Origin of the sequence: Mesorhizobium sp. ESP-6-4 (genome assembly GCF_020164735.1) — a bacterium.
Lineage (GTDB): Bacteria > Pseudomonadota > Alphaproteobacteria > Rhizobiales > Rhizobiaceae > Mesorhizobium.
The window spans coordinates 1-24668 of the sequence record NZ_JAIUGS010000007.1 but is presented as its reverse complement, the minus strand read 5'-3'; the positions used below and the strand labels follow the sequence as shown (position 1 = coordinate 24668).

Sequence of the window (24668 nt, the reverse complement as noted above, 5' to 3'; positions counted from 1 at the left end):
GTAATCCTTGGCAATGACCAACATCCTGCGCGCGCCCGATTCCCAGCAAAGCCAGCGGCTGCGGCTCAACACGCTGATCCGTCTGCGCTGGCTGGCGATTGTCGGGCAGAGCCTGACCGTGCTTGTCGTCGCCTATGGCCTGAAATTCCCGCTTCCGGTGTCGATGTGCTTTGCGCTGATCGCCTGCTCGGCCTGGATGAATCTGTGGCTCACCTTCCGCTATCCGGCGGCGCATCGGCTCACCCCGCTTTCGGCCTTCGTGATCCTCACCTTCGACGGCGTCCAGCTCACCGGCCTGCTCTACATGACGGGCGGCCTGACCAATCCGTTTTGCGTGCTGCTGTCGGTGCCGGTCGTCATCTCCGCCGCTTCGCTGCCGCTGCGGTTCACGGCCATCCTTGGCGCGTTGGTCATACTGGCGGCCACGCTTCTGGTGTTCTTCCATTTGCCGCTGCCCTGGTATGAGGGCTCGCCGCTGCCGATGCCCTTCATCTATGTCGCCGGCATGTGGATGGCTGTGTTTGCCTCGATCGCCTTCACCGCCATCTATGCCTTCCGCGTCGCTGCGGAAGCGCGCCTGCTCGCCAATGCGCTGGCCGCCACCGAACTGGTGCTGCAGCGCGAGCAGCACCTTTCGGCGCTGGACGGGCTGGCGGCGGCGGCCGCGCACGAGCTGGGCACGCCCTTGGCCACCATCACCGTCGTCGCCAAGGAGATGGAAAAGGCGCTCGGCAAGGATCCGAAATATGGCGAGGACGTGAAGCTCTTGCGCTCACAAAGCGAGCGTTGCCGCGAGATACTGAAGCGGCTGACCAGCCTTTCCTCGGAAGGCGAAGCGCATCTGTCGCGCATGCCGCTCACCTCGCTGGTCGAGGAGGTGACGGCGCCGCATCGCGATTTCGGCATCTCGATCCGGCTGCGGCCCGGCGAGCGCATCGGTCCCGAGCCGGTCGGCCAGCGCAATCCCGGCGTCATCTACGGGCTCGGCAATCTGGTCGAGAATGCCGTCGATTTCGCCCGCAACGCCGTCACCGTCAGCTGGAGCTGGGACGACGAGAAGGTCATCTTCTCCATCACCGACGACGGGCCGGGATTCCCCGCCGAGATCATCGACCGCATCGGCGAGCCCTATATGTCGACGCGCCAGGGCACTGAGGCCGGCGGCGGCCTGGGGCTCGGGCTGTTCATCGCCAAGACCTTGCTGGAGCGTTCCGGCGCCACCGTCGATTTCCGCAATTCGAGCGGGCTCGGCGAAGGCGCAGTGGTGCAGATCTCCTGGCCGCGCGGCCTCTTCCTCAACCAGGAACAGGCCTCGGCCACCATGTTCGACAATGCCTAGCGCAATTCCAGAAAAAGTGCGCAGCGGTTGGGCTCGGCAACTTCGCCGCAGCTTTCCTTCCGGAATTGCGAAACGGTGAGAAAGCCTTGCAATTACCGCATGGCAGCTCTGTTGCCGGCTCTAAAAATTGGACATTGCCTTTGCAGGACTGTATCTGCGTAAAAGTGAGGCATGTCGCCTAAAACTGTGCAGCGGCTTGGGGAAGACGATATGCCCGGAAACAGGGATCGGACGGGCCTTCGCCAGGGTAGGTTTCGGCGCGGCGCGCCTCAGGTCAGTGGGATGCCGATAAGATGAGCGGAGACGAAACGACTGGCGCTATGGTCGAGGGCGAGGACACCTCGCTGCTCATCGTCGAGGACGACAAGCCGTTCCTCACCCGGCTTGCCCGCGCCATGGAGACACGGGGGTTCGTGGTCGAGACGGCGGAGAGCGTGGAAGAGGCGGTCGCCAAGGCGCGCGCCCATCCGCCGGCCTATGCGGTTGTCGACATGCGGCTCGGCGACGGCAACGGCCTCGATGTCGTCGCTGCCATCCGCGAGAAGCGCGACGACGCCCGCGCCATCATCCTGACCGGCTACGGCAACATCGCCACCGCGGTGACCGCCGTGAAGCTCGGCGCCGTCGACTATCTTTCCAAGCCCGCAGACGCCGACGACGTCTTCGCCGCGCTCACCCGCACCTCCGGCGAACGTGCGGCGCCCCCGGAAAACCCGATGTCGGCCGACCGCGTGCGCTGGGAGCACATCCAGCGCGTCTACGAAATGTGCGACCGCAACGTCTCCGAGACGGCGCGACGGTTGAACATGCACCGCCGCACCTTGCAGCGGATACTGGCAAAGCGCGCGCCGCGTTAAACGAGTGTCGTCATCCTAGGGCGAAGCAGGAGCGAAGCTCCGTCGCGAAGACCCTAGGATCCATTCCGTGATCCCGGTCGCAGAACGCAGCGGAGCGGAATTCTGCACCGTTGGCACCGCTCCGATGTAACGGAATGGATCCTCGGGTCTGCGCCGCGTCGCTTCGCTCCTTGCTTCGCCCGTGGATGACGAAGAGACGGGCGTTTCGGCCAACTTCCGAAGCAGGCGATCTGTCAATGTGAACTCGAACGCTTGCTTCGCCAGCCGGGCTGCGCATCATACCTTTTAGGTTCCGGCCGTCAGGTCGGGGTGACGGGCGGAGGGACCATGCAAGATAAGCGGCCGAAATCGATCCTGCGTGAATTCCTCGACGGCGAGGCCGCCGGCGGCATCATCCTGATGGTGGCCGCAGCCCTTGCGCTGATCGTCGCCAACTCGCCTTTGGCCGAAACTTATTTCGCCGTCCTGCACGCCTATCTCGGGCCGCTCAGCGTATCGCATTGGATCAATGACGGGCTGATGGCGGTGTTCTTTCTGCTGGTTGGGCTCGAGATCAAGCGCGAGATGCTGGACGGACAGCTCTCGACCTGGCCGCGCCGAGTGCTGCCGGGCATCGCCGCCGCCGGCGGCATGGCGGTGCCGGCGCTGGTCTATGTCTTGATCAACCGCGACAATGCGGCAGCGCTCTCCGGCTGGGCGATCCCTACCGCCACCGACATCGCCTTCGCGCTCGGCGTGCTCTCGCTGCTCGGCAGCCGCGTGCCCGCGTCGCTGAAGGTCTTCCTCACCGCTCTTGCCATCATCGACGATCTCGGCGCCGTCATCATCATCGCGCTGTTCTACACCAGCGGCCTGTCGCTCGCTTATCTGGCCGCCGCCTTCGTCGTCATCGCGCTGCTCGTCGTGCTCAACCGCATACGGGTCATGAAGCTCTGGCCGTATCTCTTGCTTGGCGCATTGCTGTGGGTGCTGGTGCTCAAGTCGGGCGTGCATGCGACGCTCGCCGGCGTGGCGCTGGCGCTCACCATCCCGCTGGTGCGGTCTCCCGGCATCAGCCGCGATCTCGAGCATTCGCCGCTGCATAGGCTGGAACACGGCTTGCACAGGCTGGTGCCCTTCCTCGTCATCCCGATCTTCGGCTTCGCCAATGCCGGCGTCTCGCTCGGCGGCCTGAGCCTTGCAGCACTGGTTGAGCCGCTGACGCTTGGCGTCGCCGCCGGCCTTGTGCTCGGCAAGCTGGTCGGCGTCTTCGGCTCGTCGGCGCTCGCGATCCGGTTTGGCCTCGCCGACCTGCCGGCCAATGCCGGCTGGCTGCACATGCTGGGCATTTCGCTGCTTTGCGGCATCGGCTTCACCATGAGCCTGTTTATCGGCCTGCTTGCCTTCGCCGGCGACCCGGCGCTGCAGGACGCGGTGAAGGTCGGCATCCTCGCCGGCTCGCTGATTGCCGCCCTCTTGGGCGCCGCCATCCTGCTCATGGCGCCGGCGGGCGGCGGAGCGGAAGAAGATTTGAACTAGCCCCGAGGTTCCGGCGGCAGGCCGAAGGCTGAAAACAAAGCGGGGCCGAGCGGCGGGACATAGATCGTCAGCGAGGCGATCTTGTCGCCGGCGGCTTCGAGGACATGCAGCGAATGCGGCTGCCACACGGAATCCTGGCGGCCGAGCGCGTAGACGCCCACGGCCGGTTGGGTGTTGGCGCCGATGGCCACCGCGCGATAGCCGGCAAAATTGCCCCAGACGCTGCCCAGGAAAGCGCCGATCGCCGGGCGTCCATGATACCATTCCCGCCATGGCGGCATGTGGTAGATGGCGTCCTCGCGCAGCAGCTCGACGAGTCCGTCGAGATTGTCGGCCTGCCAAGCCTGCATGTAGCGTTCGAGCAGCACGCCTTCGTTCGCGTTGGGCCGCGACCGCTGCGGCGGGCGCCCCTGCGGGTAGCGTTCGCCCAGCGTCGCGCGGGCCCGCTGCAAGGCGCTGTTGATCGAGTCGGTCGACCCGCCCAACAATTGCGCGGTCTCGATGGCGGACCATCCGAGCACATCGCAAAGCAGCAAGGCCGCGCGCTGCCTCGGCGGCAACAGCTGGATTGCCGCCACGAAAGCGAGCCGCACCGCCTCGCGGGCCTCATAGCGCGCTTCCGGGCCGGGCCTGTCATCGGCGATGTCGGGCAGCTCGGCGTCCGGATACGGCTCCAGCCAGGCGAGCTCCGTGGCCGGGCCGCCGGTCGCTCTGCCCTCAGAGGCCGGCCGCTCGGGTTGCTCAAGAATGCGTCGCGCCAGCGAGCGTGCCTTGATCGCATTGAGGCAGCTGTTGGTGGCGATCGCGTAGAGCCAGCCGCGCGCCGAGCCGCGTCCGTCGAATTGCGCCCGCGCGCGCCACGCCTTTAGGAACGTCTCCTGGACGAGATCGTCCGCCTCGTTGAGCGAGCCCATCATCCGATAGCAATGAAGCTTCAGCGCGCGGCGATGGGCGACGGTCAGGCGCTCGAAGGCCCGCCGGTCGAGGGCCGGCTGGCCTGGCCGGCCCAAAGGCTCGATAGGGCCGGAAGCGTCAGTCATGGGAGCCCGGGGAGCTGAATTCGGCCGCCATCCTGCGCGTCTCATGGCGCCGCCGCAAGGCCGCTGCCGCTTACGGTGAAGGAGCTGCCCTGCGGCTTGCCCGTCGAGAGCTGGATCACAGCCTGTCCGACATCGGCCGGCGTCTGCATGTCGCTCATGCTGGCCAGGAAGTCGGCCGGGCGGATGCCCATATAGGCCGCGATGCCTTCAATGCCGCGATCGCCGACCCCGGTGCCCGGCATGATGCGGGCCGGCGAAAGCGCCATGAAGCGCACGCCGAGGCCGAGGCGGTCCGATTCCTTCTGGCAATGGCCGGCCAGAAATATCTGCATGCGCTTGGCGCCGGCATAGCCGCCGGAATTCGGCGGACCGCCGCTGAAGGCGGCGCCGCTGGCGATCAGCAGCACACGGGTTCCAGGCTTGAGCCGGCCCTTGAGGGCTTCCCGACAGAACAGGAACGATGCCTTGACGTCCATCTCCCAGTTCGCCGAGAAGGCCTCCCAGCTTTGCTCCTGGATCGGCGCCGAAGGGGCGAGCGCGCCCGCGCAGACCACCAGCACGTCGGGTGCCAGCGCATCGAAAACCGCTTGCGGTGCGCCTTCCGCCGTCGCGTCCGTGCTAAGCGTCCTCAAGCCCGGGCGTTCCCAGGCGAGCTGCTTCAGGTCGGCGGCGCCACGGGCGACCGCGAGCACGGTCGCTCCCGCGCCAAGCGCTGCTTCCACGATCGAGCGGCCGACACCCCGGCTGCCTCCGACGACGACGACATTCTGATTTTGCAACGGTTTCATTGATCACCTTTTTCCAGGCCGCCGGCCATCCGGACGCGCCTATAGGTGAAGACAATCGGGATCGGCGAAAATCATCGGAGCGAGACGAAAATTCTCGCTGGCCTTGCGCTTGGGGGCCGGCCTGAGCTCGGCCTGAGGTCGGAAGCCAGCGGTCACGCACCAGCATCCACACACCGCGACGACTACTCGCTCTCGCCATCCAGCGCCGGTACGGCGACGCCGGCAAGCTCGGCCGCCAAGAGCCGCGCGGCGCCCGCGCGGGCAATCCGCAACATCAGCGCCTTGCGTGTCGCTGCCGCCATGCGGTGCTCGGGCGCATCGCGCAGGATCTCCGCGCCATAGCCGTCGGAAAGGATGAAGCCGCATTCCTCGGGAAAGATGTCAGCCGGAACGCCGGGATGGGTGGCGAAGAAGAAGCGGTCGGAATGCAGCCGGTAGTCCGGCCATTTGCGGTCGACCCTGAAATCCTCGATCGAAGATTTGATCTCGATGATCCAGATGTCGCCCTGCCTGGTCAGCGCGACGAGATCGGCGCGGCGCCCTGTGGCCAAAGACAGCTCCGGCAGCACATGCGCGCCCATTTCGGTGAGCAGCCGCTGCACGCCGCGCCGCACCAGCATGGCGCGCTCCGACTGGCGGCCGTCGATCAACGGGTTAAGGGGAATCGGGGAAATGAGTGGCATGGGAGGCACCATGCCAGATTTTGTTCACGGTTTGAACCCCCTGTCAGGTCGGCGATTGTATATTTGACAAACCCATTGCCCGAAACCGGGGTGCGCTGATATGAAAGCTCGACGGCTAATATGCGCTGCGGGTGGGGTGATGGAACAGCTTTTCTATGGACTGGCGGCAACGTGGGTGGGCACAACGGGTTGGCTTGCCTACAAGCATCACAAGCAATTCCCGCCTATCGCAATACTGCTGATAGTCGTGTCCCTTCTCGCAGGGACCGCACTTCTCGCTTATACCACTGGCATTCAAACCGGCGCCTACGCCGTGGCCTTGGCTGACATAAAGGCAGCCCAGGTTCCCTTTAATGTGGATACCCGCGCCATAGTGGATGGCCTGAACGGGAATCTATCAACCATTGCAGGATGTCTGTTCTTCTACGCTGGTTTCATCTTGATATTGCTGGGACTCCCCCAGCTTCTCGATCTTCGTGAGACGGACACCAAGAACGCCAAGGAATAACGATTGCCGACTTAATTCGCCGGCCCTGTCCCGTTTCACTGAATGAAGGCGCACCTTGCCCGGTGACCCCAGACCGGCGCGGCCTTTCGCGGCTAACAACCGGGGGATAGCTAGATTTAGTGTTTGCTGGCCGCCGCAACCGGCGTACTTTGTGCCTGATGTGATTCGCCCCGCCTTTGGGGCGGGGCGATGTGTGGCCGGGAGGCAGAATGGTTATGCAGCAACCCGGAAATTTGCGTTAAGTCGGTTCGATTCCGACCCCGGCCTCACCACGATGGGCGTCCTTCGGGACGCCCATCTCCTTTCTAGCGCTGAAAATCCAGCGATGCGAATCACTTCTCTAGGGCCACGATGCCAGAGCGGATTCGACAGCGCAATGTTTTTGTCCTCTTAATAGATGGTATTAAGGGGATAGAAACTCGATCAATGCCCGATGATTGGACGTCCAAAGAAAGCGATTGAGACGAAAAAGGTCGAGCCGACCTTGCCGCTTGAAACCTTTGCCAGCCTAGAGGCCCTCGTCCTTAAGGGCTACGGATCGAGCCCTACGGATGTTGCGAGGTACCTAATCTTGCGTGAAATCGACGACCTAAAGCGCACGGGCGTCTTGGATTAGATCGGGTCACCCTTCTTTTGCTTTTCGTCCTTAGGCGGCGGTGATTTCGCGACCTTTTTCAACACGCGGTCAAAGCGCTCTTCGCTGTCGTCCGTTCCGAGTTCGCGAGCGGCATCCTCGAATTTTTCCCGCTGGGTCTTAACGGACTTCGCTGAGTTCTTCGCCATCGTCGTCATCAAACTCGTCATCATCAATTTCTTCGTCGTCAATGCTATCATCCGCATGGGCGATCTGCCTTTGCAGAAACTCGTTAATCTTCGTCACGTTTCGCCCGACCGTGTAACAATACAGGGCAGTCGGCGAGACCTTAACCCTCAGTTCATCGATTAATCTGGTTCCGGAAACGGTCTTCGTGGTAAGGAAGCAGTCCTTGATATGAGGGTGCTTCTTAGCGAAATGTTTTATCGATTTGGTTTGCTCGCCGAAATTCTTGATCGGTTTGTCTGACCATTTTATTTCTCCAATCCATACAGGCTTATCTTTAGCGCCTCCCAGCAATACAACATCAACCTCCCCGCCCTTCCATCTAGCGTATCGTAGCCGTCTGAATGCCGATGAATGTTGCCACTGCGAGAACACCGCACATTCAGAGAGATAGCCGATGCTTTCGCTATCTTCCGGCGCAACCGGGGAGAAGAGAGCGGATCGCATCGACGGGTTATTGAGGTATATCTTAAAATTTCGCTCTCGCAGTCCTATATTACAATTATCGTCAACTGTGCCAACTTTGATTATGAGAAAGGCGCTTTCCAAATACTCTATGTATTTCTTGATGGTTGGCTTGTTTATGCCAGAGGTCTGGGAAATGTTTTCAAGGCTCGCCTCTTTTCCAGCGTTGTACGCCAAAAAAGAAAAAAGACGATTTAGTTGCTGGGTGTCCTGAATCCCATAAAGGTTCGGCAAATCTTTCAAGAGGACCTTGTCGATGATGTCATTGCCAATAAACTGATCTTGGTTATCGCGGATTGATGAATTCAAAACCGCTTCAGGGTAGCCACCATAATTTAGGTAGTCCAAGAATAACTCATTAAGAGCTACAATGTTCGTGGTACTATAGGTGCTTCTCCCATTGGAGTCAGCGACCCTTATTAGCTCCTCGTCTTTTCCAAGGAACGTCAGAAACTCATAAAAGGTCAGGGGCGGTAGCATGAAATCTGAGAAACGACCCGCCCCAGATTCATTGCTCTTTAGACGCAGCGCCGCTGCGGCCGATCCGGTGGCGACGAACTTTACGCCGACGTAGTTATCGACGAGATCCTTTAGATGAACTTCCCAGTCTTTAAGATACTGAATCTCATCGAAAATAACGATCCTTGGGCCACCCTCTGCGCTTGGCATGAAGTCAATAAACTGTTCGAGAGACATGCCGGAATAGACCGGGGCGTCGATGCTCGCGTACAATATGTTGTGTGCGTGGTAGCCGTGTGAGAGGGCGTCTGCCACCAACTGCTTAATCATGACGGTTTTGCCGACACGCCTCGGTCCAAGAAGGACTGCCGCTCTCTTGACTGCCGTATCTAAGGCGAGACGTTTGAACGAATGAAAATAGACCCGTTTGGGTAGCGATGCTTCTGGTATCTCGATGTTCCCATCGACCCACCATGGGTTGTCGCGCGCAATCCGGCGCTTGATGTCATTCGTCGCAATCTGGTCCATATGTAGTTAGAGAAACAGCAATTTCACTAAGTGTCAATCCGCGTTTAAACGCTTGAATTTCAACGCGTAAAAACGTGCCGATAAGAAATCGTTCCTGAAACGTTTTCCACCTCCATCCATAATCTGGTGAAATCCGATAGGGAAATCATACTCGACCCTTACGCCGATGGGCAGTTCGCCAGAGCGGCAACTGTAGTTGAACGGGTTTTCGGTAATGTCCTCGCTAGCTTCAATAAGCTGTTCGATAGGTGAGGCGCTTACCCTTGGCACCCTTCAAGGCGACGAGCGACCGCACGGCGTCATCAACGCCCATGGCAACGCGGTTGCTATAGCGGGAAGTCGAATTCTGCCAGATAGCGGTGCAGATGGTGTTCGGCGCAATGCTGGTAAACGCCCGTCATGCCGCGCTTGAAGATCGAGAAATAGCCTTCAATCGTGTTGGTGTGGACGTTGGGCGAACGTATTCGTCCTTGGAATGCGTGACGAATTCGTGCGAGGCCAAATCCTGGCTGGCGCGGCGATAGATGCCGCTCTCGTCCGTCATCAAGGCGCTTTCCTTGGCAATGTTGGGCCGAACGATAGGCATGACGTTGCCCATGCGAGCCGTATCGACGTGGAATGAACGGGCCTGCCACCGCGCTCCACCATGCCGACGCCACCCATAGGAGTGAGGTCATCCGAGCGCATGGCTTCGCGGATACGATGGCAGAGGAACCACGCGGTCTTGTAGGTGCACTCCAGAACGCGGTGCATCTGGTGAGCGCTGATACCTTTCTTGGACGAGCACATAAGGTGGATGGCCTGCAACCACTTGTGCAGTGGGAGGTGGGTTTCCTCGAAGATGGTGCCCATGCGGACCGTGAACTGAGAACGGCAGGCACCGCACTTATACAGGCCGTGACGTTCGACACCATGCGGGCTTTTCTTCGACGGCTTTGAGCGAACGCCTACCAGCTTGTAGTGCTTGTCCATCGAACCGCACTTCGGGCAGACCGGACCCTGCGGCCATAACATGCCTTCGACGTGCTCAAATGCGGCGGCTTCGTCGTGGAAGTAAGGGCGGGACAGGATGGACATAGCGATAACTCCTTGGATTCGTTATCGCATATGCGTTTTGGTTTGTCAAATATATAATCGCCGTCAGGTCGGCGATTGTCGGTTCCTTCGATGGTCGGTGACGCAAAAGTCACCGGGTTAAAGCAGATGTCTACGGCGAGGCCCGCTACTGCTAGTCCCCCGCTCGAAATTCATCCGCCAGAAGCCTGGCCAAGTGGTCGCGGCTCAGGCTCAATGTCTCTTTCAGGAACCACAGGAAATTGCTCGGACCGTCGGTCGGCAGGCCGTTTTCTTCGGCCTGGGTGATGACCGCGCGCTGGCGCTCGATCCGCTGTTCGATCTCGCGGATATGCTGCTCGACCCGTTCGATGTCCTCGTGGATGGCCATCCCGGCAATCTCATTGTAGGTGATCGTCAAAATAGCATCAAACCAGGAACGGGTGGAGCGCAAAGCCAAGTAGATGCTTGAGCCGTGGTTCAGAGAAGATTAGCCTTGCTGGTCATGCCTCATGGCAGCAATCTCGCCATGAAAGGAATTTCCCATGACCCGCGACCAGATGCTCGCCCACCTCCGGTCCGCCGATGCCGTCGCGCGCGAGGCGGCGGCGCATGGGCATCATCCGTTCGGCTGCGTGCTGGTCGGGCCGGACGATCGCATTTTGATGCGGCAGGGCAATCTCGATACGGTGCGCCATGCCGAGACCGAGCTCGCCCGCCGCGCCGCGGCGGCCTATGAGCCGGAGTTCCTCTGGCAATGCACGCTGGTCTCGACCTTCGAACCATGCGCCATGTGCGCCGGCACGATGTATTGGGCGAATATCGGAAGCCTGGTCTACGGGGTCGAGGAAACCAGCCTCCTGGCGCTCACCGACGATCACGCGGAGAACCCGACCATGAATCTCGCCTCGCGCACCGCCTTCGCCTCCGGCCAGAAGAAGATCGAGGTGTTCGGCCCCTTTCCCGAAATCGCGGACGAGATGCTCGCCCCGCACCGCGATTTCTGGAAGCGCTGACAGGCCTCGGACCTCAGGCCGCGCCCGCCATGTCGTCCAGGATCGGACAGTCCGGCCGGTCGTCGCCGTGGCAGGCGTGGATCAGTGTCTGCAGCGTCGAGCGCATCGACTGCAATTCGCGTACCTTCTCCTCGATCGCCCTGACATGGGCGGCGGCGATCTCGCGCACGTCATGGCTGGCGCGGTCGCGGTCCTGATAGAGCGCCATCAGCTGCCTGCAATCGTCGATTGAGAAGCCGAGATTGCGCGCACGGCGCAGGAAGGCGAGCCGGTGGATATCGTCGCCGGAGTAATCGCGATAGCCGTTCTCGGCCCGCGCCGGGCGGATCAGTCCGATCTCCTCATAGTAGCGGATGGTCTTGGCCGGCAGGCCGGAACGCTCCGCGGCATCACCGACATTCATGGCGCTCTCCTCGCATCGCAGGCGGCTTCCCAAGTCGCCCCATTGATTTTGCTTGATAATCCTGTAAGGCCTGTTGCGAAAATGCCGCAGTCGGGCACTTACCGGCGCGTAAGGCCTTGCATATAGGCAGTGCGCGCTTGGCAAGCAAAAGAAATGCCAGCATGAATGGTGGCAACAAAGCGGCCGACTCGTGCCGCTGGTATCGAGGCGGGGCGTCGGACCTTTTCATGCGCTTGAAGTCATTTGCAATCCTCGCCGCTCTTGCGCTGTCGACCGCGATCAGCGGGTGCAGCACCATCGGTGGGCAAATGTTCACCAACAACTATGGCGCGATGACCGATGCCGGCTATCAGCTGCCGCGCATCCCGATCGAGAAGGTCCCCGCCCGGTACCACCGCCAGGAAGTGCGGTACGACTCGTCGGAGAAGCCGGGCACCATCATCGTCGATACGCAGAACAAGTTCCTCTATTTCATCGAGGGCGACGGCATGGCGATGCGCTACGGCATCGGCGTCGGCCGCGAGGGTTTTGAATGGCACGGCACGGCCCATATCGCGCTGAAGCGCGAATGGCCGACCTGGACGCCGCCCTCGCAGATGATCAAGCGCCAGCCCGAGCTCGCCAAGTTCGCCGGCGGCATGGAGCCGGGCCTGAAGAACCCGCTCGGCGCGCGCGCCATGTATCTCTTCAACAAGGGCGGCGACATGGGTTACCGCCTGCATGGCAGCCCGGAATGGTTCTCGATCGGCAAGGCGATGTCGTCGGGCTGCATCCGGTTGATGAACCAGGACATTATCGATCTTTACGACCGCACGTCGGTCGGCGCCAAGGTCATCGTGATGTGATCACGAAGGCCGAGGCCAAAAGCTTTCGCAAGCGGACCGTCTAGGCAACAACAAGACGTCCAAAAACAGAAAACCGGGCTGTTGGGGCCCGGTTTTTTGTTTTTGCGATCTTGGATCGGAATTCGCTTCGCCGCACGATGCGGCCGGCCAGTGGGTTCTCAGGCGACCTGCTCGACCTGCTGCACTTCCGGAACAAAGTGGCGAAGCAGGTTCTGGATGCCGTGCTTCAGCGTTGCCGTCGATGACGGGCAGCCGGCGCAGGCGCCCTTCATGTGCAGGAACACGGTGCCGTTCTCGAAGCCGCGGAAGGTGATGTCGCCGCCGTCCTGGGCGACGGCCGGGCGCACGCGCGTGTCGAGCAGTTCCTTGATGGTCAGCACCAGCTCTTCGTCAGCCTTGTCGTAGAACTCGCCGGTCTCGCCGGCTTCGCTCGCCGGAGCGGTCGCGGCCATGACCGGCGCACCGGACATGAAATGCTCCATGATGGCACCGAGGATCGCCGGCTTCAGGTGCTGCCAGTCCGGACCATCCTTGGTCACGGTGATGAAATCATAGCCGAAGAAGACGCCGGTGACGCCCGGGATCTCGAACAGGCGACCGGCCAGCGGCGAGGCCTCCGCCGCGGCTTCGGCGTTGCGGAAATCGGCTGTGCCTTCGCGCAGCACTTCCTTGCCCGGCAGGAATTTCAGCGTCGCCGGGTTCGGCGTCGATTCGGTCTGGATGAACATGGGTATCTCCAGGCCCTTCCCGGGCCGATAGTTTGGAATAATTCTAAATAGGCTCTATCGGCTGGACATTCAAGCGAAACGCGTCGCTGGAACGGCTGGCTGGCGGAATGTTTTTCGGCTTCTATCACGAATGTCGAGGTGGATCGAGATTCAGGTCAGGCCGCCATTTGCACGCCGGCCTCACCTGAATATCGAAGCACCTCAAGCCAGGCTGTCGATCTCTTCGTCGGACAGGTTCTGCGGCACCACCGTGACCGGAATGGGAAAAGCCGCGCCGCGCCCGGCGACCGCGCTGACCAGCGGCCCTGGGCCTTCCTTGCCGGCGCCGGCGGCCAGCACAAGGATGGCGATGTCCTGGTCTTCCTCGATCAGTTTGTGGATTTCTTCCGTCGGCTTGCCTTCGCGCACCACCAGCTCCGGCTCGATCCCCGCATGCTGGCGCACCTTGTTGGCGTAGCCGTCGAGCGCCGCGCGGGCTGTCGCCGTGGCTTCCTCGCGCATGATCTTCTCAACACCCAGCCAGTGCTGGAAGTCGTCCGGCTCGATGACGTAGAGCAGCACCAGCACGCCGCTGGTGCTTTGCGCCCGCTTCGAGGCATAGGCGACGGCGCGCTCGCATTCGGGCGTGTCGTCGATGATCGCCAGGAACTTGCGGCGATGGCCGGCTTCGCGGCTGAGGCGTTTGGAGACCATGTCTATCTGCTCGGTATGGTTCGGTCGCAATCTGCCACTGCCGCGAACCGGCGGCAAGCCGCCGGTCGGCGCGGCAATGGTCCGAGGAGGTCGCTGGATCAGTCCTGCAGAAGGCCGATAATGTCGCGCACCGTCTTCATCGTGCCCTCGGCGATTGCGCGGGCCCGGTCGCCGCCATCCTTGAGCACGGCGTCGACATAGGCGCGGTCGCCCTCGATGCGGCGCATCTCGGAAGCGATCGGCGCCAGCTTCTCCACGGCAAGATCGGCAAGCGCCGGCTTGAACACGGAAAACTGTTGCCCGCCATACTCCTTCAGCACCTCTTCCTTCGAGATTTCCGCGAGGCCGGCATAGATGCCGACGAGATTTTCCGCCTCGGGCCGGCTTTCCAGCCCGTCGATCTCGCTCGGCAAGGCTTCGGGGTCAGTCTTGGCCTTGCGGATCTTCTTCGAGATCGTGTCGGCATCATCGGTCAGGTTGATGCGTGACAGGTCCGACGGGTCCGACTTCGACATTTTCTTCGAGCCGTCGCGCAGGCTCATGATGCGCGCCGCCGGGCCGCCGATCACCGGTTCAGTAATCGGGAAATAGCCGTTCACCGTCTCTTCGCCGACCTGCATTTGGACGCCGACGCCAAGGGCTGCGATCTTCTCGGAGAAGTCGTTGTTGAATTTCTGGGCGATGTCGCGGGTCAGCTCCAGATGCTGCTTCTGGTCCTCGCCCACCGGCACATGCGTTGCGCGGTAAAGCAGGATGTCGGCGGCCATCAGGCTCGGATAGGCAAGCAGGCCGAGCGAGGCGTTCTCGCGGTCCTTGCCGGCTTTGTCCTTGAACTGCGTCATCCGGTACATCCACCCGATGCGTGCCACACAGTTGAGGATCCAGGCGAGCTCGGCGTGCTGCATGACCCGCGACTGGTTGAAGACGATGTGCTTCTTGGGGTCGATGCCGGAGGCCAGGAACGCCGCGGTAATCGAGCGCGTCTGGTCGCCCAGGTCCTGATACACGAGCTGCGCCGTCAGCGAGTGCAGGTCGACGACGCAATAGATGCAGTCGGACTGATCCTGGAGGGCGACGAATTTCTTGATGGCGCCGAGATAGTTGCCGAGATGCAGGTTGCCGGTCGGCTGGACGCCCGAAAAGACGAGTGGCTTGAAGGCGGACATGAATTCCTCATGGCTTGTGGAGGGCCGTCTAAGCATGATTCCAAAAAGTTGCAGACTTTTTGGAGCCAATCATGCGGCTGGAAACCGCGCGCGGCGAAAGTCTTGCGACGGCGCGCTTATGGACGAAGCACGTTGCGGGATCAAGAGGCGCGGACGAGCTGGCATGGGGCATCGGTACGTTGACATTTGCCGGGCATAGGCTACATATTTCTAACTACATGAAGGAATGTAGCCATGACCATCAACATCAACAATAAGGAAGCCGACAGGTTGACGCGCGCTTTCGCCAAAGCTGAAGGGGTCGGCATCACCGAGGCAATCGTGATCGCCATGCGCGAAGCCTTGGAGCGGCGCCGCAATCGCGAGACGCCGCTGGAAACGGCGGCACGACTGCGAGCCGAGTTTGGAATCAAGCTTAGCGAACAAGCGCGCAAACCGCTGCCGCAGTCCGTTTATGATGAACTTTCCGGCGACGACTGATGTTTGTCGACGCCGCAGCCATCGTCGCGATCCTAAGCAACGAGACGGAAGCCGAGCGATGCGCGCAGGCCGTCATGAAGGCATCGGCACCGTTCACGTCGGCGATAGCCGTTTGGGAGGCAGCGATGGCGCTCGCGCGACCAGAAAAGCTGGCGATTCCGGTCGCCAGAAGCGCGGAGATTGTAGACCGCTTTCTGGAAGAGCGGGCAATTGCCTTGCACGAGCTTCCGCCTGCATCCGAGGCAACATCCCTATCCGTCGAGGCCGCTGCGCGGTTTCGCAACAATGCTATCCGCCTAAATATGGCGGACTGCTTCCACTACGCTTGCGCCCGATACTACGCCGTTCCGATACTTTCTACGGCCAACGAATTCCGACTCACGGATCTGGAGACTGTTCCCTGACGGGCGGTAGCGCCTTGGGTGAACGACGCTTCACATTCCGCCGGAGCATCCCGAAATCGGCGCCGCCGGTGCCGAAGGCGGCGATGAAATAGAGCGCGGCGCCCCCGGCGACCAGCCCAAGCACCGTCGTCACCTTCACCACGAGCGGCGAGCCAGGTCCAATCTGCGCGGCAAAGTGGCGCTCCGCGAAGTAAAGCGCCACGGCCATGATTACGGCGGAAAGCACCAGCCGGGGAATGCGTCGCAAGAGCGGCACGTCGCGGCCCCAATGGCCACGCCTGATCAGCATGGCGAGCAGCATCAGCGCGTTGACCCAGCCGGCGACTGCCGAAGCCACCGCGATGCCAGGCGCGCCCATCGACGGGAACAGGCTCAGCGCCGTGGCGACATTCACGACGACCGAGATGGCGGCAAAGATCATCGGCGTGCGCGTGTCCTCGCGGGCGAAATAGCCTGGCGTGAATGCCTTGATCAGCACGAAGGCCGGCAGGCCGAGGCCGAAGATCGCCAGAATCGAGGCGACGATCGGCGTCGAGTGGTTGGCGGCGAAGGCGCCGCGCTCATAGACCAGCCGCACGATTGGCTCGGACATCACCCAGAGTGCCGCGGCGGCGGGCAGCGTCATGAACAAGGTGAACTCGACCGAGCGGTTCTGCAAATTGGCTGCCTCGACCAAATTGCCCGATTTCAGCGCCCGCGACAGTTCCGGCAACAGCACAATGGCGACGGCCACACCGACGACGCCGAGCGGCAGCTGGTAGATGCGGTCGGCATAGGCGAGCGACGACACGGCGCTGTTCTGCGCCGAGGCGATCGCCGTGCCGATCAGCTGGTTGATCTGCGTGATGCCGCCGGTGATCGCCGCCGGCAGTGCCAGGATCAGCAGCCGCTTGACGTTGGGCGTCATCTTCGGCCGGCGGAAGCCGATCGAGATGCCGGCATTACGCACCGCGATCCAGACGATGGCGAGTTGCACGATGCCTGCAGCCAGCACGCCCCAGGACAGGCCGAAACCGACATCATGCGCGTCCAGCCCGTGATACCAGGCATAGGCGAGCACGCCGATCAGGATGATATTGAGGAAGGCGGGCGCGATCGCCGCCGCGAAATAGCGGCGCAGCGAGTTCAGCATCCCGGCCATCATGGCGCCGAGCGACATGCATATGAGATACGGGAACATGATTGTCGCAAGCCGGACGGTCGTCTCGAACTTGCCTGGAATGTCGGCAAAGCCCGGCGCCACCAGGTAACGCACGATCAGCGGCATCGCCAGTTCCATCGCGATGGTCAGCGCCAGAAGCGCGGAGAACAGCACGCCGAACACTTCCTCCGAGAAGCGCTTGGCGCCGTCGGTGCCATGCTGCTCGATCTCCTTGGCGAACAGCGGCACGAAAGCGGCGTTGAAGGCGCCCTCGGCGAACAGCCGGCGGAAGGTGTTGGGAAACTGGAAAGCGGCGTTGAAGGCGTCGGCGACCGGTCCGGTGCCGAGTGCTGCCGCCATCAGCATCTCGCGGCCGAAGCCCAGCGCACGGCTCATCAGCGTGCCGGAGGCGACGGTGGCGAATTTCTTGACTAGGCTCATGCTGGGAACGACTGCCAGAAAAATTGCGTCAAATGGATGTCACTCGGCCGCCGCCTTGGCCTTGCCGTTACGTTCGGACGAATTGCCTTCAAGCGTATCGATCAGCCGCTTGTGGATGGTGGCGGTGCGCGTCGGGCTGTCGATCTTCTGCCCGGTCAGGTCGGTGACGTAGAACGTGTCGATGACCTTCTCGCCGAAGGTCGTGATATGCGCCGAGGCGATGTCGAGCGAAAGGTCGGAGAGCGTCCCGGTGATCTCGGACAGCAAGCCCGGCCGGTCCAGCCCCTCGACCTCGATCACCGAAAAACGGTTCGACAGCGTGTTGCGGATCTCGGCGCGCGGCGGAATCCGGAACGCCTTGGCGCCGCGCTTCGGCTTGGTGCGCTTCTCGATCATCTCGGGCAACCAGCTCTTGCCCGAAAGCACGTCCTCGATCAGCCGGCCGACGCGCTCGGCGCGGCGGCGCTCATCCTCGTCCCGGTCGAACTCCCTGGAGATCAGGATGGAGTCCAGCGCGCGGCCGTCCGAGGTGGTGAAGATCTGCGCGTCGACGATGTTGCCGCCCGCGGCGGCGCAAGCTCCCGCAATGATCGAAAGCAGGCGCGGATGGTCCGGCGCCAGCACGGTGATCTCCGTCACCGCCTCGAACTCATGCGTCTTGACCATGGTGGCAAGCTTCTTGCCGGCCGCATCCGCCTCGCGGATGAATTCGGCATGGCGAAGCTGGTCGGCCAGATCAACCGCCAGAAGGTAATTCTCGTAGTGCTGCGCGACATAGCGCTTGCGCTCCTTCGCCGGCCAGGCAGACAGCGCCTCGGCCAGCCGCTCGCGCGCCGCGGCCGTGCGCTCGGCGCGCGAGACTTCCGAGAAGCCACCCGTCAGGAGCAATTCGGTCTCGTAATAGAGCGTGCGCAGCAACTGCCCCTTCCAGCCGTTCCACACGCCCGGCCCGACGCCCCTGATGTCGCAGACGGTGAGGATCAAAAGCAGCTTCAGCCGCTCGGCCGATTGCACGATCGAAGCAAAATCCTCGATCGTCTTGCGGTCGTTGAGGTCGCGCGTCTGCGCCGTCATCGACATCACAAGATGGTTCTCGACAAGCCAGGCGACGGTCTCGGTGTCGGCGGCCGACAGCCCCATATGCGGGCAGATGCGCCGCGCGATCCTGGCGCCGGCTTCCGAATGGTCTTCCGGCCGGCCCTTGGCGATGTCGTGCAGCAGCACCGCGACATAGAGCGCCTCGCGGCTCTTTCTCAGGCCAGGCATCAGCGTGTGGGACAGCGGATGCACCTTCGCGCCGTCGCCACGCTCGATCTCGGCCAGCACGCCGATGCAGCGGATCAGATGCTCGTCCACCGTATAGTGGTGGTACATCGAGAACTGCATCATGGCGACGATCTTGCCGAAGTCGGGGATCAGCCTTCCGAGCAGCCCCGCCTCGTTCATGCGCCTGAGATTGAGCTCGGCATTGCGGTCCGATGTCAGGATGTCGAGGAACAGCCGGTTGGCCTCCTCGTCGCGCCGGAGCGACTTGTTGACGAGCCCGAGCGAGCGGGTGAGTAGCTTCAGCGCGTCGGGGTGGAATTCCAGTCCGTGCTTGTCGGCGAACCAGAACAGCCTCAGCAGGTTGACCGGGTCGCGCTCGAACACGCTGTCGTCGGCGATGTTGATGCGGTGGTTGTCGACGATGAAGTCGGAGGTGCCGGCAAGCTTGCGCTTGCGCCGCTGGAAGGTGAGGAAGATGCGGTTGAAGCCCGGCACGTGCTTGGCCTGCTCTTCCTCCAGCGCCGCGCAGAAGATGCGGGTGAGGTCGCCGACATCCTTGGCGACGAGGAAATAGTGCTTCATGAAGCGCTCGACCGCCGACAGGCCGGGATGCGTCGTATAGCCCAGCCGCTCGGCGATCTCGCGCTGGATGTCGAAATGCAGCCGCTCTTCCGCCTTGCCGGTAAGGAAATGCATGTGGCAGCGCACCGCCCAGAGAAAATCCTCGGCCTTCTGGAATTCGCGATATTCGGCCTCGGTGAAGACGCCCTTCTCGACCAGTTCCTCGCCGGTGCGCACGCGGTAGAAATATTTGCCGATCCAGAACAGCGTCTGCAGGTCGCGTAGGCCGCCCTTGCCGTCCTTGACATTGGGCTCGACCAGATAGCGGCTTTCGCCGGCCTTGGCGTGGCGTTCGTCGCGCTCGGCGAGCTTGGCCTGCACATATTCCGGCCCGGTCGTGCGCACCACTTCGTGATCGAAACGGGTGAGCAGTTCTTCATAGAGCTTCTGCTCGCCCCACAGGAAGCGTGCCTCGAGGATCGACGTGCGGATGGTGATGTCGCCGCGCGACAGCCTGAGGCACTCGTCGATGTTGCGGGTGGCGTGGCCGACCTTCAGCCCCATGTCCCACAGCATGTAGAGCATGTATTCGACAATCTGCTCGCCCCATGGGGTCTGCTTGTAGGGCAGCAGGAAAAGCAGGTCGATGTCGGAACCCGGCGCCAGCGTGCCGCGGCCGTAGCCGCCGACGGCAACGATCGCCATGCGCTCGGCCGCGGACCGGTTCTTGACCCGGTAGACATGGGTGGCGGCGAAATCATAGAGCGCCCGGATCAGTTCATCCATCAGATGCGACAGCCGCTCGGCGCAGGCATTGCCGCCGCCGTCCTGCTTGAGCATGGTCTCGGCGATCTTTCGCCCTTCGGCCATCCTGGCCTTGAGCAGTTGGAGGACGGCCGTGCGGACGGCCGGTCCTGAACCGTCGCCGGCGCTCGCCGCCGTCAACGCGGTCAAGTCGCGGCGCAGCGCATCGCCATCGATGATTTCGTCGAGTTTCAGGGAGATCTTTGCCATTCGGCGGCGTCTATAGCCTGTTTTCGCGGCGCTGTGTATGGGGCAGGCGGCCGCGATTGCCATCGCGCAGAAGCGTAATCGGTAATCGCCCGGCCGATTTTCGCAAAAGTCGAAACCGGCTCTTGACCTTCCAGTTACTGGAAGGACTACCTCCGCCTCAATTCGAGAATTCCGAGGTATTGCTGATGACCCATTCCGACCACCACCACCATCATGCGCATGGCGGCGGCTGCTGCTCTGCGAAGAATGTCGCGCCCGACACCGAAGCGGTGATTCGCGATCCTGTCTGCGGCATGACGGTCGATCCGGCGGCCGGCAAGCCGACGGCCGAGCATGGCGGCCGCACCTTTCATTTCTGCAGCGAGCGCTGCCGCACGAAATTCCAGGCCGAGCCCGAGGGCTATTTGACGGCCACGGACCCCGTCTGCGGCATGAGCGTCGACCGCGCGAGCGCGAAGCACTTCGTTCGCCATGAAGGGCAGGGCTTCTATTTCTGCTCCCCCGGTTGCAAGGCCAAATTCGAGGCGGAGCCGGCAAAATACCTCGCTGGCCGGCCCGAGCCGCAGCCGATGCCCAAGGGCACGCAATACACCTGCCCGATGCATCCCGAGATCATCCGCGACAAGCCCGGCTCCTGTCCGATCTGCGGCATGGCGCTGGAACCGATGGGTGTGCCGACAGGCGAGGAAGGCCCGAATCCCGAGCTCGTCGATTTCACCCGCCGGTTCTGGGTCAGCGCGGTGCTCTCCGTGCCGCTCCTGATCATTGCCATGGCGCCGATGCTGGGCTTCAGCTTCGAAACCCTCATCGACGGCCGCACCAAGACCTGGATAGAGCTGGCGCTGGCGAGCCCGGTGGTTCTGTGGGCGGCGTTTCCGTTCTTCCATCGCGGCTGGGAATCGATCCTCAACCGTAGCCCGAATATGTGGACGCTGATCTCGCTGGGCGTCGGGGCCGCCTACCTCTACAGCGTGATCGCCGCCCTGTTCCCGGGCGTCTTTCCGCATCAGTTCCGCGGTCATGACGGCGCCGTCCCGGTCTATTTCGAGGCCGCCGCCGTCATCGTCGCGCTGGTCTTTCTCGGACAGGTGCTGGAACTCAAGGCCCGCGAGCGCACCGGCTCGGCCATCCGCGCCCTGCTCGACCTTGCCCCGAAGACAGCGCGGCTGATCGGCGCCGACGGCTCCGAGAAGGACGTGCCGCTCGACAGCGTCAAGTCGGGCGACCGCTTGCGCATCCGCCCCGGCGATGCCCTCCCGGTCGACGGCATCGTTCTCGAGGGTCGGTCGGCGATCGATGAATCGATGATCACCGGCGAACCGCTGCCGGTCGAGAAGACGCAAGGCGACACGCTCACCGGCGGCACGCTGAACAAGAACGGCTCGCTGGTCATGCGCGCCGAAAAGGTCGGCGCCGAGACCACGCTGTCGCGCATTGTCGAGCTGGTCGCCAAGGCGCAGCGCTCGCGGGCGCCGATCCAGGGTCTGGCCGACCGCGTGTCCTTCTATTTCGTCCCGGCCGTCGTGCTGGTCGCGGTCCTGGCCTTCATCGCCTGGTCGATCCTCGGCCCCGAACCGAGCCTGATCTTCGCCATCGTCTCGGCGGTGTCGGTGCTGATCATCGCCTGTCCCTGCGCGCTCGGTCTTGCGACGCCGATGTCGATCATGACCGCGACCGGGCGCGGCGCGCATGCCGGCGTGCTGATCAAGGAAGCGGCGGCGCTGGAGCGCTTTGCTGCCGTCGACACGCTGATCGTCGATAAGACCGGTACGCTGACCGAGGGCAAGCCGCGGCTTACCGATGTCGTTCCGGCCGCGGGCATCGGCGAGAACGAGCTGCTGGGCCTCGCGGCCGCGCTGGAAAAGGGCTCCGAGCATCCGCTGGCCGAGGCGATCGTCGGGGGCGCTGCCGCGCGCGGCCTGAAGCTGGCCGACGCGGTCGATTTCGAAGCCATTACCGGCAAGGGCGTTTCGGGCACGGTTTCGGGCAGGAAGGTCGCGCTCGGCAATGCGGCCATGATGACTGATCTCGGCGTCGAAACGCCGGCGGCCGATGCCGAGGCGCTGCAGGCCGAAGGCAAGACGGCCATGTTCGTGGCCGTCGGCGGCAGGTTCGCCGGCATCGTCGCTGTCGCCGATCCGGTAAAGACTACGACGGCCGAGGCGATCAAGGCGCTGCACGACAAGGGGCTGCGCATCATCATGGCGACAGGCGACAACGAGCGCACGGCACGAGCGATCGCCGGCAGGCTCGGCATCGACGAGGTCCGCGCCGGGTTGCTGCCGGATGAGAAGGGCGCGCTGGTCGAGGAACTGCGTGCCAAGGGCGCCGGCGTCGCCATGGCCGGCGACGGTGTCAACGACGCGCCGGCGCTGGCCGGCGCCGATGTCGGCATCGCCATGGGCACCGGCGCCGATGTCGCGGTCGAAAGCGCCGGCATTACGCTGGTCAAAGGCGACCTCAACGGCATCGTCAGGGCACGCACGCTCGCCCAGGCGACGATCCGCAACATTCGCCAGAACCTGTTCTTTGCCTTCCTCTACAACGTGCTCGGCGTGCCGGTCGCGGCCGGCGTGCTTTATCCGCTCACCGGCACGCTTCTGTCGCCGATGCTGGCGGCGGCGGCGATGAGCCTGTCCTCGGTCTCCGTGATCGGCAACGCGCTGCGGCTGAGAACGTTGAAACTCTGAGCAAATCCCCCAGATACGAAATCCAACAGAAGGAGACTTGAATGACCCTGGCCAAGAAAATCGTGCTGCTTTTGATGGCGGCCGGAATGCTGCTCGCCGTGTTCCTCGAAAGCGTGCCGGCCTCGTCGGAGGAGATGAAGCACGACATGTCCAAGATGGCGATGGGCGCCCAGAGCCCGGCCACCGTCGGCTACGAGAAGGCGATGAAGAAGATGCATAAGGACATGACGATCAAATACACCGGCAATGCCGATGTCGATTTCGTCCGCAGCATGATCCCGCATCATCAGGGCGCCATCGACATGGCCAATGTGGTGATCGCCAACGGCAAGGACCCGGAGATACGCAAGCTCGCTCAAGGCGTCGTCACGGCACAGGAGGCCGAGATCAAGCAGATGCAGGACTGGCTCGCCAAGCATCCGGCGAAATAGTCACTGCGGGAAATCCGGGCGGCCAGCCGGCGTCGGTCTGGATTTCCAGCTGTGGCTGTGCTGCGATCCAGCCTTACGCGGAGAAGCCCATGCCCTCGTTGATCAGAACCTTGAAGCTGCCGTCGGGCGAAACCGTCCCGGTGCTGGGCCAAGGCACCTGGAAGATGGGTGAGGATCGACGGCGCCACGCCGATGAGGTCGCGGCGCTGAAGCTTGGGCTGGACCTCGGCATGACGCTGATCGACACGGCCGAAATGTATGCCGATGGCGGCGCCGAGGAGGTGGTGGCGCAAGCCATCGCCGGGCGCCGGGACGAGACCTTCCTGGTCTCCAAGGTGCTGCCCTCCAACGCCTCGCGCGCCGGCGTGAAACGGGCCTGCGAGAGCAGCCTGCAGCGCCTCGCCACCGACCGCATCGATCTCTATCTGCTGCATTGGCCGGGCAGTGTGCCGCTTTCCGAAACCGTGGAAGCGTTCGAGGCGCTAAAAACGGAAGGCAAGATCCGCCACTGGGGCGTCAGCAATTTCGACACGGACGAGATGGAGAATCTAGTCAGTCTGCCGTCCGGCGGCAATGTCCAGACTAACCAGGTGCTTTACAACCTGTCGCGGCGCGGGCTCGAATTCGACCTTGCGCCGTGGAGCCGGCAGCGCCGCATACCGCTGATGGCCTATTCGCCGGTGGAGCAGGGCGCGCTGGCCCGCAATGCGCGGCTCGAGGCGGTCGCCGCCCGCCACAACGCCACGGCGGCGCAGATCGCGCTTGCCTGGATAATGATGCAGGACGGCGTCATCGCAATCCCGAAGGCCGGCCGCCAGGAGCATGTCCGCCAGAACGCCGCCGCGCTCGACATCGCTCTGACGGCGGAAGACCTTGCCGAGCTCGATCGCGCCTTCCCGCCGCCGACGCGCAAGCGCGGCCTGGAGATGATTTAGTGGCACTGCCACAGGGATGTTGATCTGCCGGCTCTGTTGTATGGCAGGCGGCATGCGCTGAAGATTGGCCGAAACGCCCATCGCGATCGTCATTCCAGGGCGGAGCAGCCGCGAAGCGGCGTCGCGGAGACCCTGGAATCCATTCCGTGACCTGGGGCGTGGGATGCGGCGAAGCAGAATTCTGCACCCTTGCTACGCCTCGATGTCACGGAATGGCAACTGTGTTCACGCGAATGCGGTTTTGTCGCGAATGATAGCGTTGAGGACGACCAGGAGCTTCCTTGCGACGGCGATGATAGCGAGCTTCTTGGAGCCCGACCGGGCAGCAAGTGCGGTGTAGAAGGTCTTGAAGCGCTCACAGGTTCGAATGGCAGTGAGGGCTGCCATGTAGAGGGC

General features: G+C 62.7%; 23 protein-coding genes, 1 tRNA gene and 1 pseudogene. 12 read left to right on the top strand and 13 right to left on the bottom strand.

Annotated elements, in window-relative coordinates; genetic code table 11:
• Positions 1 to 13 precede the first annotated feature (13 nt).
• The 3 genes from LB523_RS15220 to nhaA all read left to right on the top strand — a co-directional run bounded on the left by LB523_RS15220 (position 14) and on the right by nhaA (position 3714).
• On the top strand, positions 14 to 1339 hold the full coding sequence (locus tag LB523_RS15220; RefSeq protein ID WP_224604571.1) for an ActS/PrrB/RegB family redox-sensitive histidine kinase: 1326 nt from the start codon (positions 14 to 16) through the stop codon (positions 1337 to 1339).
• A 293-nt stretch (positions 1340 to 1632) separates the two neighbouring features.
• A complete protein-coding gene (locus tag LB523_RS15215; RefSeq protein ID WP_040993706.1) occupies positions 1633 to 2196 on the top strand; it encodes an ActR/PrrA/RegA family redox response regulator transcription factor in 564 nt (187 codons plus the stop codon).
• A 327-nt stretch (positions 2197 to 2523) separates the two neighbouring features.
• On the top strand, positions 2524 to 3714 hold the full coding sequence (nhaA, locus tag LB523_RS15210; RefSeq protein ID WP_224603837.1) for a Na+/H+ antiporter NhaA: 1191 nt from the start codon (positions 2524 to 2526) through the stop codon (positions 3712 to 3714).
• Here the strand turns inward: nhaA and LB523_RS15205 are convergent.
• The 3 genes from LB523_RS15205 to LB523_RS15195 form a co-directional block, all read right to left on the bottom strand.
• Positions 3711 to 4754, bottom strand: coding sequence for an RNA polymerase subunit sigma-70 (locus tag LB523_RS15205; protein WP_224603835.1), 1044 nt, complete (start codon positions 4752 to 4754; stop codon positions 3711 to 3713). The genes nhaA and LB523_RS15205 overlap by 4 nt on opposite strands.
• A gap of 41 nt (positions 4755 to 4795) precedes the next feature.
• Positions 4796 to 5542: an SDR family NAD(P)-dependent oxidoreductase gene (locus LB523_RS15200; protein WP_224603833.1), complete on the bottom strand. Its 747-nt coding sequence runs from the start codon at positions 5540 to 5542 to the stop codon at positions 4796 to 4798.
• A gap of 182 nt (positions 5543 to 5724) precedes the next feature.
• The gene (locus tag LB523_RS15195) at positions 5725 to 6225 is read right to left on the bottom strand and encodes an MmcB family DNA repair protein (protein ID WP_224603832.1); all 501 of its coding nucleotides are present in this window, start codon (positions 6223 to 6225) and stop codon (positions 5725 to 5727) included.
• Between the two features lie 139 nt (positions 6226 to 6364).
• Between LB523_RS15195 and LB523_RS15190 the strand changes: the two genes are divergently transcribed.
• Both LB523_RS15190 and LB523_RS15185 read left to right on the top strand, forming a co-directional pair.
• Positions 6365 to 6733 carry a hypothetical protein gene (locus tag LB523_RS15190; RefSeq protein WP_224603830.1) on the top strand — a complete coding sequence of 123 codons (369 nt, stop codon included), beginning with the start codon at positions 6365 to 6367 and terminating at the stop codon, positions 6731 to 6733.
• A gap of 195 nt (positions 6734 to 6928) precedes the next feature.
• Positions 6929 to 7000 (top strand) — tRNA-Ser (locus tag LB523_RS15185).
• Between the two features lie 345 nt (positions 7001 to 7345).
• Here LB523_RS15185 and LB523_RS15180 read toward each other — a convergent pair.
• The 4 genes and pseudogenes from LB523_RS15180 to LB523_RS15165 all read right to left on the bottom strand — a co-directional run bounded on the left by LB523_RS15180 (position 7346) and on the right by LB523_RS15165 (position 10479).
• Positions 7346 to 7525, bottom strand: coding sequence for a hypothetical protein (locus tag LB523_RS15180; protein WP_224603828.1), 180 nt, complete (start codon positions 7523 to 7525; stop codon positions 7346 to 7348).
• Positions 7488 to 9005, bottom strand: a complete 1518-nt coding sequence (locus LB523_RS15175) for an ATP-binding protein (protein ID WP_224603826.1) — start codon at positions 9003 to 9005, stop codon at positions 7488 to 7490. Before LB523_RS15175 ends, LB523_RS15180 begins: the two co-directional genes overlap by 38 nt.
• Before the next feature lie 229 nt (positions 9006 to 9234).
• Positions 9235 to 10082, bottom strand: a pseudogene (locus LB523_RS15170) (IS1595 family transposase).
• 151 nt (positions 10083 to 10233) lie between these two features.
• Positions 10234 to 10479 carry a hypothetical protein gene (locus LB523_RS15165; RefSeq protein WP_224527017.1) on the bottom strand — a complete coding sequence of 82 codons (246 nt, stop codon included), beginning with the start codon at positions 10477 to 10479 and terminating at the stop codon, positions 10234 to 10236.
• Between the two features lie 124 nt (positions 10480 to 10603).
• Between LB523_RS15165 and LB523_RS15160 the strand changes: the two genes are divergently transcribed.
• Positions 10604 to 11074: a nucleoside deaminase gene (locus tag LB523_RS15160; RefSeq protein ID WP_224603824.1), complete on the top strand. Its 471-nt coding sequence runs from the start codon at positions 10604 to 10606 to the stop codon at positions 11072 to 11074.
• 13 nt (positions 11075 to 11087) lie between these two features.
• Here LB523_RS15160 and cueR read toward each other — a convergent pair whose 3' ends face one another.
• Positions 11088 to 11477 (bottom strand): Cu(I)-responsive transcriptional regulator, encoded by a 390-nt coding sequence (gene cueR / locus LB523_RS15155; RefSeq protein ID WP_224603820.1) that lies wholly within the window; start codon positions 11475 to 11477, stop codon positions 11088 to 11090.
• A 227-nt stretch (positions 11478 to 11704) separates the two neighbouring features.
• Between cueR and LB523_RS15150 the strand changes: the two genes are divergently transcribed.
• A complete protein-coding gene (locus LB523_RS15150) occupies positions 11705 to 12322 on the top strand; it encodes a L,D-transpeptidase (RefSeq protein ID WP_140802045.1) in 618 nt (205 codons plus the stop codon).
• 158 nt (positions 12323 to 12480) lie between these two features.
• Here LB523_RS15150 and LB523_RS15145 read toward each other — a convergent pair whose 3' ends face one another.
• The 3 genes from LB523_RS15145 to trpS all read right to left on the bottom strand — a co-directional run bounded on the left by LB523_RS15145 (position 12481) and on the right by trpS (position 14909).
• Entirely contained in the window at positions 12481 to 13050 is a 570-nt protein-coding gene (locus LB523_RS15145) for a NifU family protein (protein WP_095766114.1), read from the bottom strand.
• A gap of 201 nt (positions 13051 to 13251) precedes the next feature.
• Positions 13252 to 13743: a universal stress protein gene (locus LB523_RS15140; RefSeq protein ID WP_095766113.1), complete on the bottom strand. Its 492-nt coding sequence runs from the start codon at positions 13741 to 13743 to the stop codon at positions 13252 to 13254.
• Between the two features lie 98 nt (positions 13744 to 13841).
• Complete coding sequence (trpS, locus tag LB523_RS15135) at positions 13842 to 14909, bottom strand: tryptophan--tRNA ligase (RefSeq protein ID WP_224603806.1); 1068 nt, start codon at positions 14907 to 14909, stop codon at positions 13842 to 13844.
• A gap of 234 nt (positions 14910 to 15143) precedes the next feature.
• On the opposite strand from trpS, the gene LB523_RS15130 reads away from it, so the two are divergent.
• Both LB523_RS15130 and LB523_RS15125 read left to right on the top strand, forming a co-directional pair.
• On the top strand, positions 15144 to 15389 hold the full coding sequence (locus LB523_RS15130) for a type II toxin-antitoxin system VapB family antitoxin (protein WP_095766111.1): 246 nt from the start codon (positions 15144 to 15146) through the stop codon (positions 15387 to 15389).
• Positions 15389 to 15793, top strand: a complete 405-nt coding sequence (locus LB523_RS15125; RefSeq protein WP_095766110.1) for a type II toxin-antitoxin system VapC family toxin — start codon at positions 15389 to 15391, stop codon at positions 15791 to 15793. Before LB523_RS15130 ends, LB523_RS15125 begins: the two co-directional genes overlap by 1 nt.
• On the opposite strand, the gene murJ is transcribed toward LB523_RS15125, so the two are convergent.
• Together murJ and LB523_RS15115 are read right to left on the bottom strand one after the other, a co-directional pair.
• Complete coding sequence (gene murJ / locus LB523_RS15120) at positions 15768 to 17375, bottom strand: murein biosynthesis integral membrane protein MurJ (protein ID WP_224603802.1); 1608 nt, start codon at positions 17373 to 17375, stop codon at positions 15768 to 15770. The two genes, LB523_RS15125 and murJ, sit on opposite strands and share 26 nt — an antisense overlap.
• A gap of 39 nt (positions 17376 to 17414) precedes the next feature.
• Positions 17415 to 20216 (bottom strand): [protein-PII] uridylyltransferase, encoded by a 2802-nt coding sequence (locus LB523_RS15115; RefSeq protein ID WP_224603800.1) that lies wholly within the window; start codon positions 20214 to 20216, stop codon positions 17415 to 17417.
• Positions 20217 to 20401: 185 nt separating this feature from the next.
• On the opposite strand from LB523_RS15115, the gene LB523_RS15110 reads away from it, so the two are divergent.
• The 3 genes from LB523_RS15110 to LB523_RS15100 all read left to right on the top strand — a co-directional run bounded on the left by LB523_RS15110 (position 20402) and on the right by LB523_RS15100 (position 24272).
• The gene (locus tag LB523_RS15110; protein WP_224603797.1) at positions 20402 to 22906 is read left to right on the top strand and encodes a heavy metal translocating P-type ATPase; all 2505 of its coding nucleotides are present in this window, start codon (positions 20402 to 20404) and stop codon (positions 22904 to 22906) included.
• 41 nt (positions 22907 to 22947) lie between these two features.
• Positions 22948 to 23337, top strand: coding sequence for a DUF305 domain-containing protein (locus tag LB523_RS15105; RefSeq protein WP_224603795.1), 390 nt, complete (start codon positions 22948 to 22950; stop codon positions 23335 to 23337).
• A gap of 89 nt (positions 23338 to 23426) precedes the next feature.
• Positions 23427 to 24272, top strand: coding sequence for an aldo/keto reductase (locus LB523_RS15100; protein WP_224603793.1), 846 nt, complete (start codon positions 23427 to 23429; stop codon positions 24270 to 24272).
• Positions 24273 to 24668 lie beyond the last annotated feature (396 nt).

Coding starts and splice junctions, on each gene's coding strand:
- LB523_RS15220 (WP_224604571.1), top strand. CDS start 14: ATGACCAACATCCTGCGCGCGCCCGATTCCCAGCAAAGCCAGCGGCTG.
- LB523_RS15215 (WP_040993706.1), top strand. CDS start 1,633: ATGAGCGGAGACGAAACGACTGGCGCTATGGTCGAGGGCGAGGACACC.
- nhaA (WP_224603837.1), top strand. CDS start 2,524: ATGCAAGATAAGCGGCCGAAATCGATCCTGCGTGAATTCCTCGACGGC.
- LB523_RS15205 (WP_224603835.1), bottom strand. CDS start 4,754: ATGACTGACGCTTCCGGCCCTATCGAGCCTTTGGGCCGGCCAGGCCAG.
- LB523_RS15200 (WP_224603833.1), bottom strand. CDS start 5,542: ATGAAACCGTTGCAAAATCAGAATGTCGTCGTCGTCGGAGGCAGCCGG.
- LB523_RS15195 (WP_224603832.1), bottom strand. CDS start 6,225: ATGCCACTCATTTCCCCGATTCCCCTTAACCCGTTGATCGACGGCCGC.
- LB523_RS15190 (WP_224603830.1), top strand. CDS start 6,365: ATGGAACAGCTTTTCTATGGACTGGCGGCAACGTGGGTGGGCACAACG.
- LB523_RS15180 (WP_224603828.1), bottom strand. CDS start 7,525: ATGACGACGATGGCGAAGAACTCAGCGAAGTCCGTTAAGACCCAGCGG.
- LB523_RS15175 (WP_224603826.1), bottom strand. CDS start 9,005: ATGGACCAGATTGCGACGAATGACATCAAGCGCCGGATTGCGCGCGAC.
- LB523_RS15160 (WP_224603824.1), top strand. CDS start 10,604: ATGACCCGCGACCAGATGCTCGCCCACCTCCGGTCCGCCGATGCCGTC.
- cueR (WP_224603820.1), bottom strand. CDS start 11,477: ATGAATGTCGGTGATGCCGCGGAGCGTTCCGGCCTGCCGGCCAAGACC.
- LB523_RS15150 (WP_140802045.1), top strand. CDS start 11,705: ATGCGCTTGAAGTCATTTGCAATCCTCGCCGCTCTTGCGCTGTCGACC.
- LB523_RS15145 (WP_095766114.1), bottom strand. CDS start 13,050: ATGTTCATCCAGACCGAATCGACGCCGAACCCGGCGACGCTGAAATTC.
- LB523_RS15140 (WP_095766113.1), bottom strand. CDS start 13,743: ATGGTCTCCAAACGCCTCAGCCGCGAAGCCGGCCATCGCCGCAAGTTC.
- trpS (WP_224603806.1), bottom strand. CDS start 14,909: ATGTCCGCCTTCAAGCCACTCGTCTTTTCGGGCGTCCAGCCGACCGGC.
- LB523_RS15130 (WP_095766111.1), top strand. CDS start 15,144: ATGACCATCAACATCAACAATAAGGAAGCCGACAGGTTGACGCGCGCT.
- LB523_RS15125 (WP_095766110.1), top strand. CDS start 15,389: ATGTTTGTCGACGCCGCAGCCATCGTCGCGATCCTAAGCAACGAGACG.
- murJ (WP_224603802.1), bottom strand. CDS start 17,375: ATGAGCCTAGTCAAGAAATTCGCCACCGTCGCCTCCGGCACGCTGATG.
- LB523_RS15115 (WP_224603800.1), bottom strand. CDS start 20,216: ATGGCAAAGATCTCCCTGAAACTCGACGAAATCATCGATGGCGATGCG.
- LB523_RS15110 (WP_224603797.1), top strand. CDS start 20,402: ATGACCCATTCCGACCACCACCACCATCATGCGCATGGCGGCGGCTGC.
- LB523_RS15105 (WP_224603795.1), top strand. CDS start 22,948: ATGACCCTGGCCAAGAAAATCGTGCTGCTTTTGATGGCGGCCGGAATG.
- LB523_RS15100 (WP_224603793.1), top strand. CDS start 23,427: ATGCCCTCGTTGATCAGAACCTTGAAGCTGCCGTCGGGCGAAACCGTC.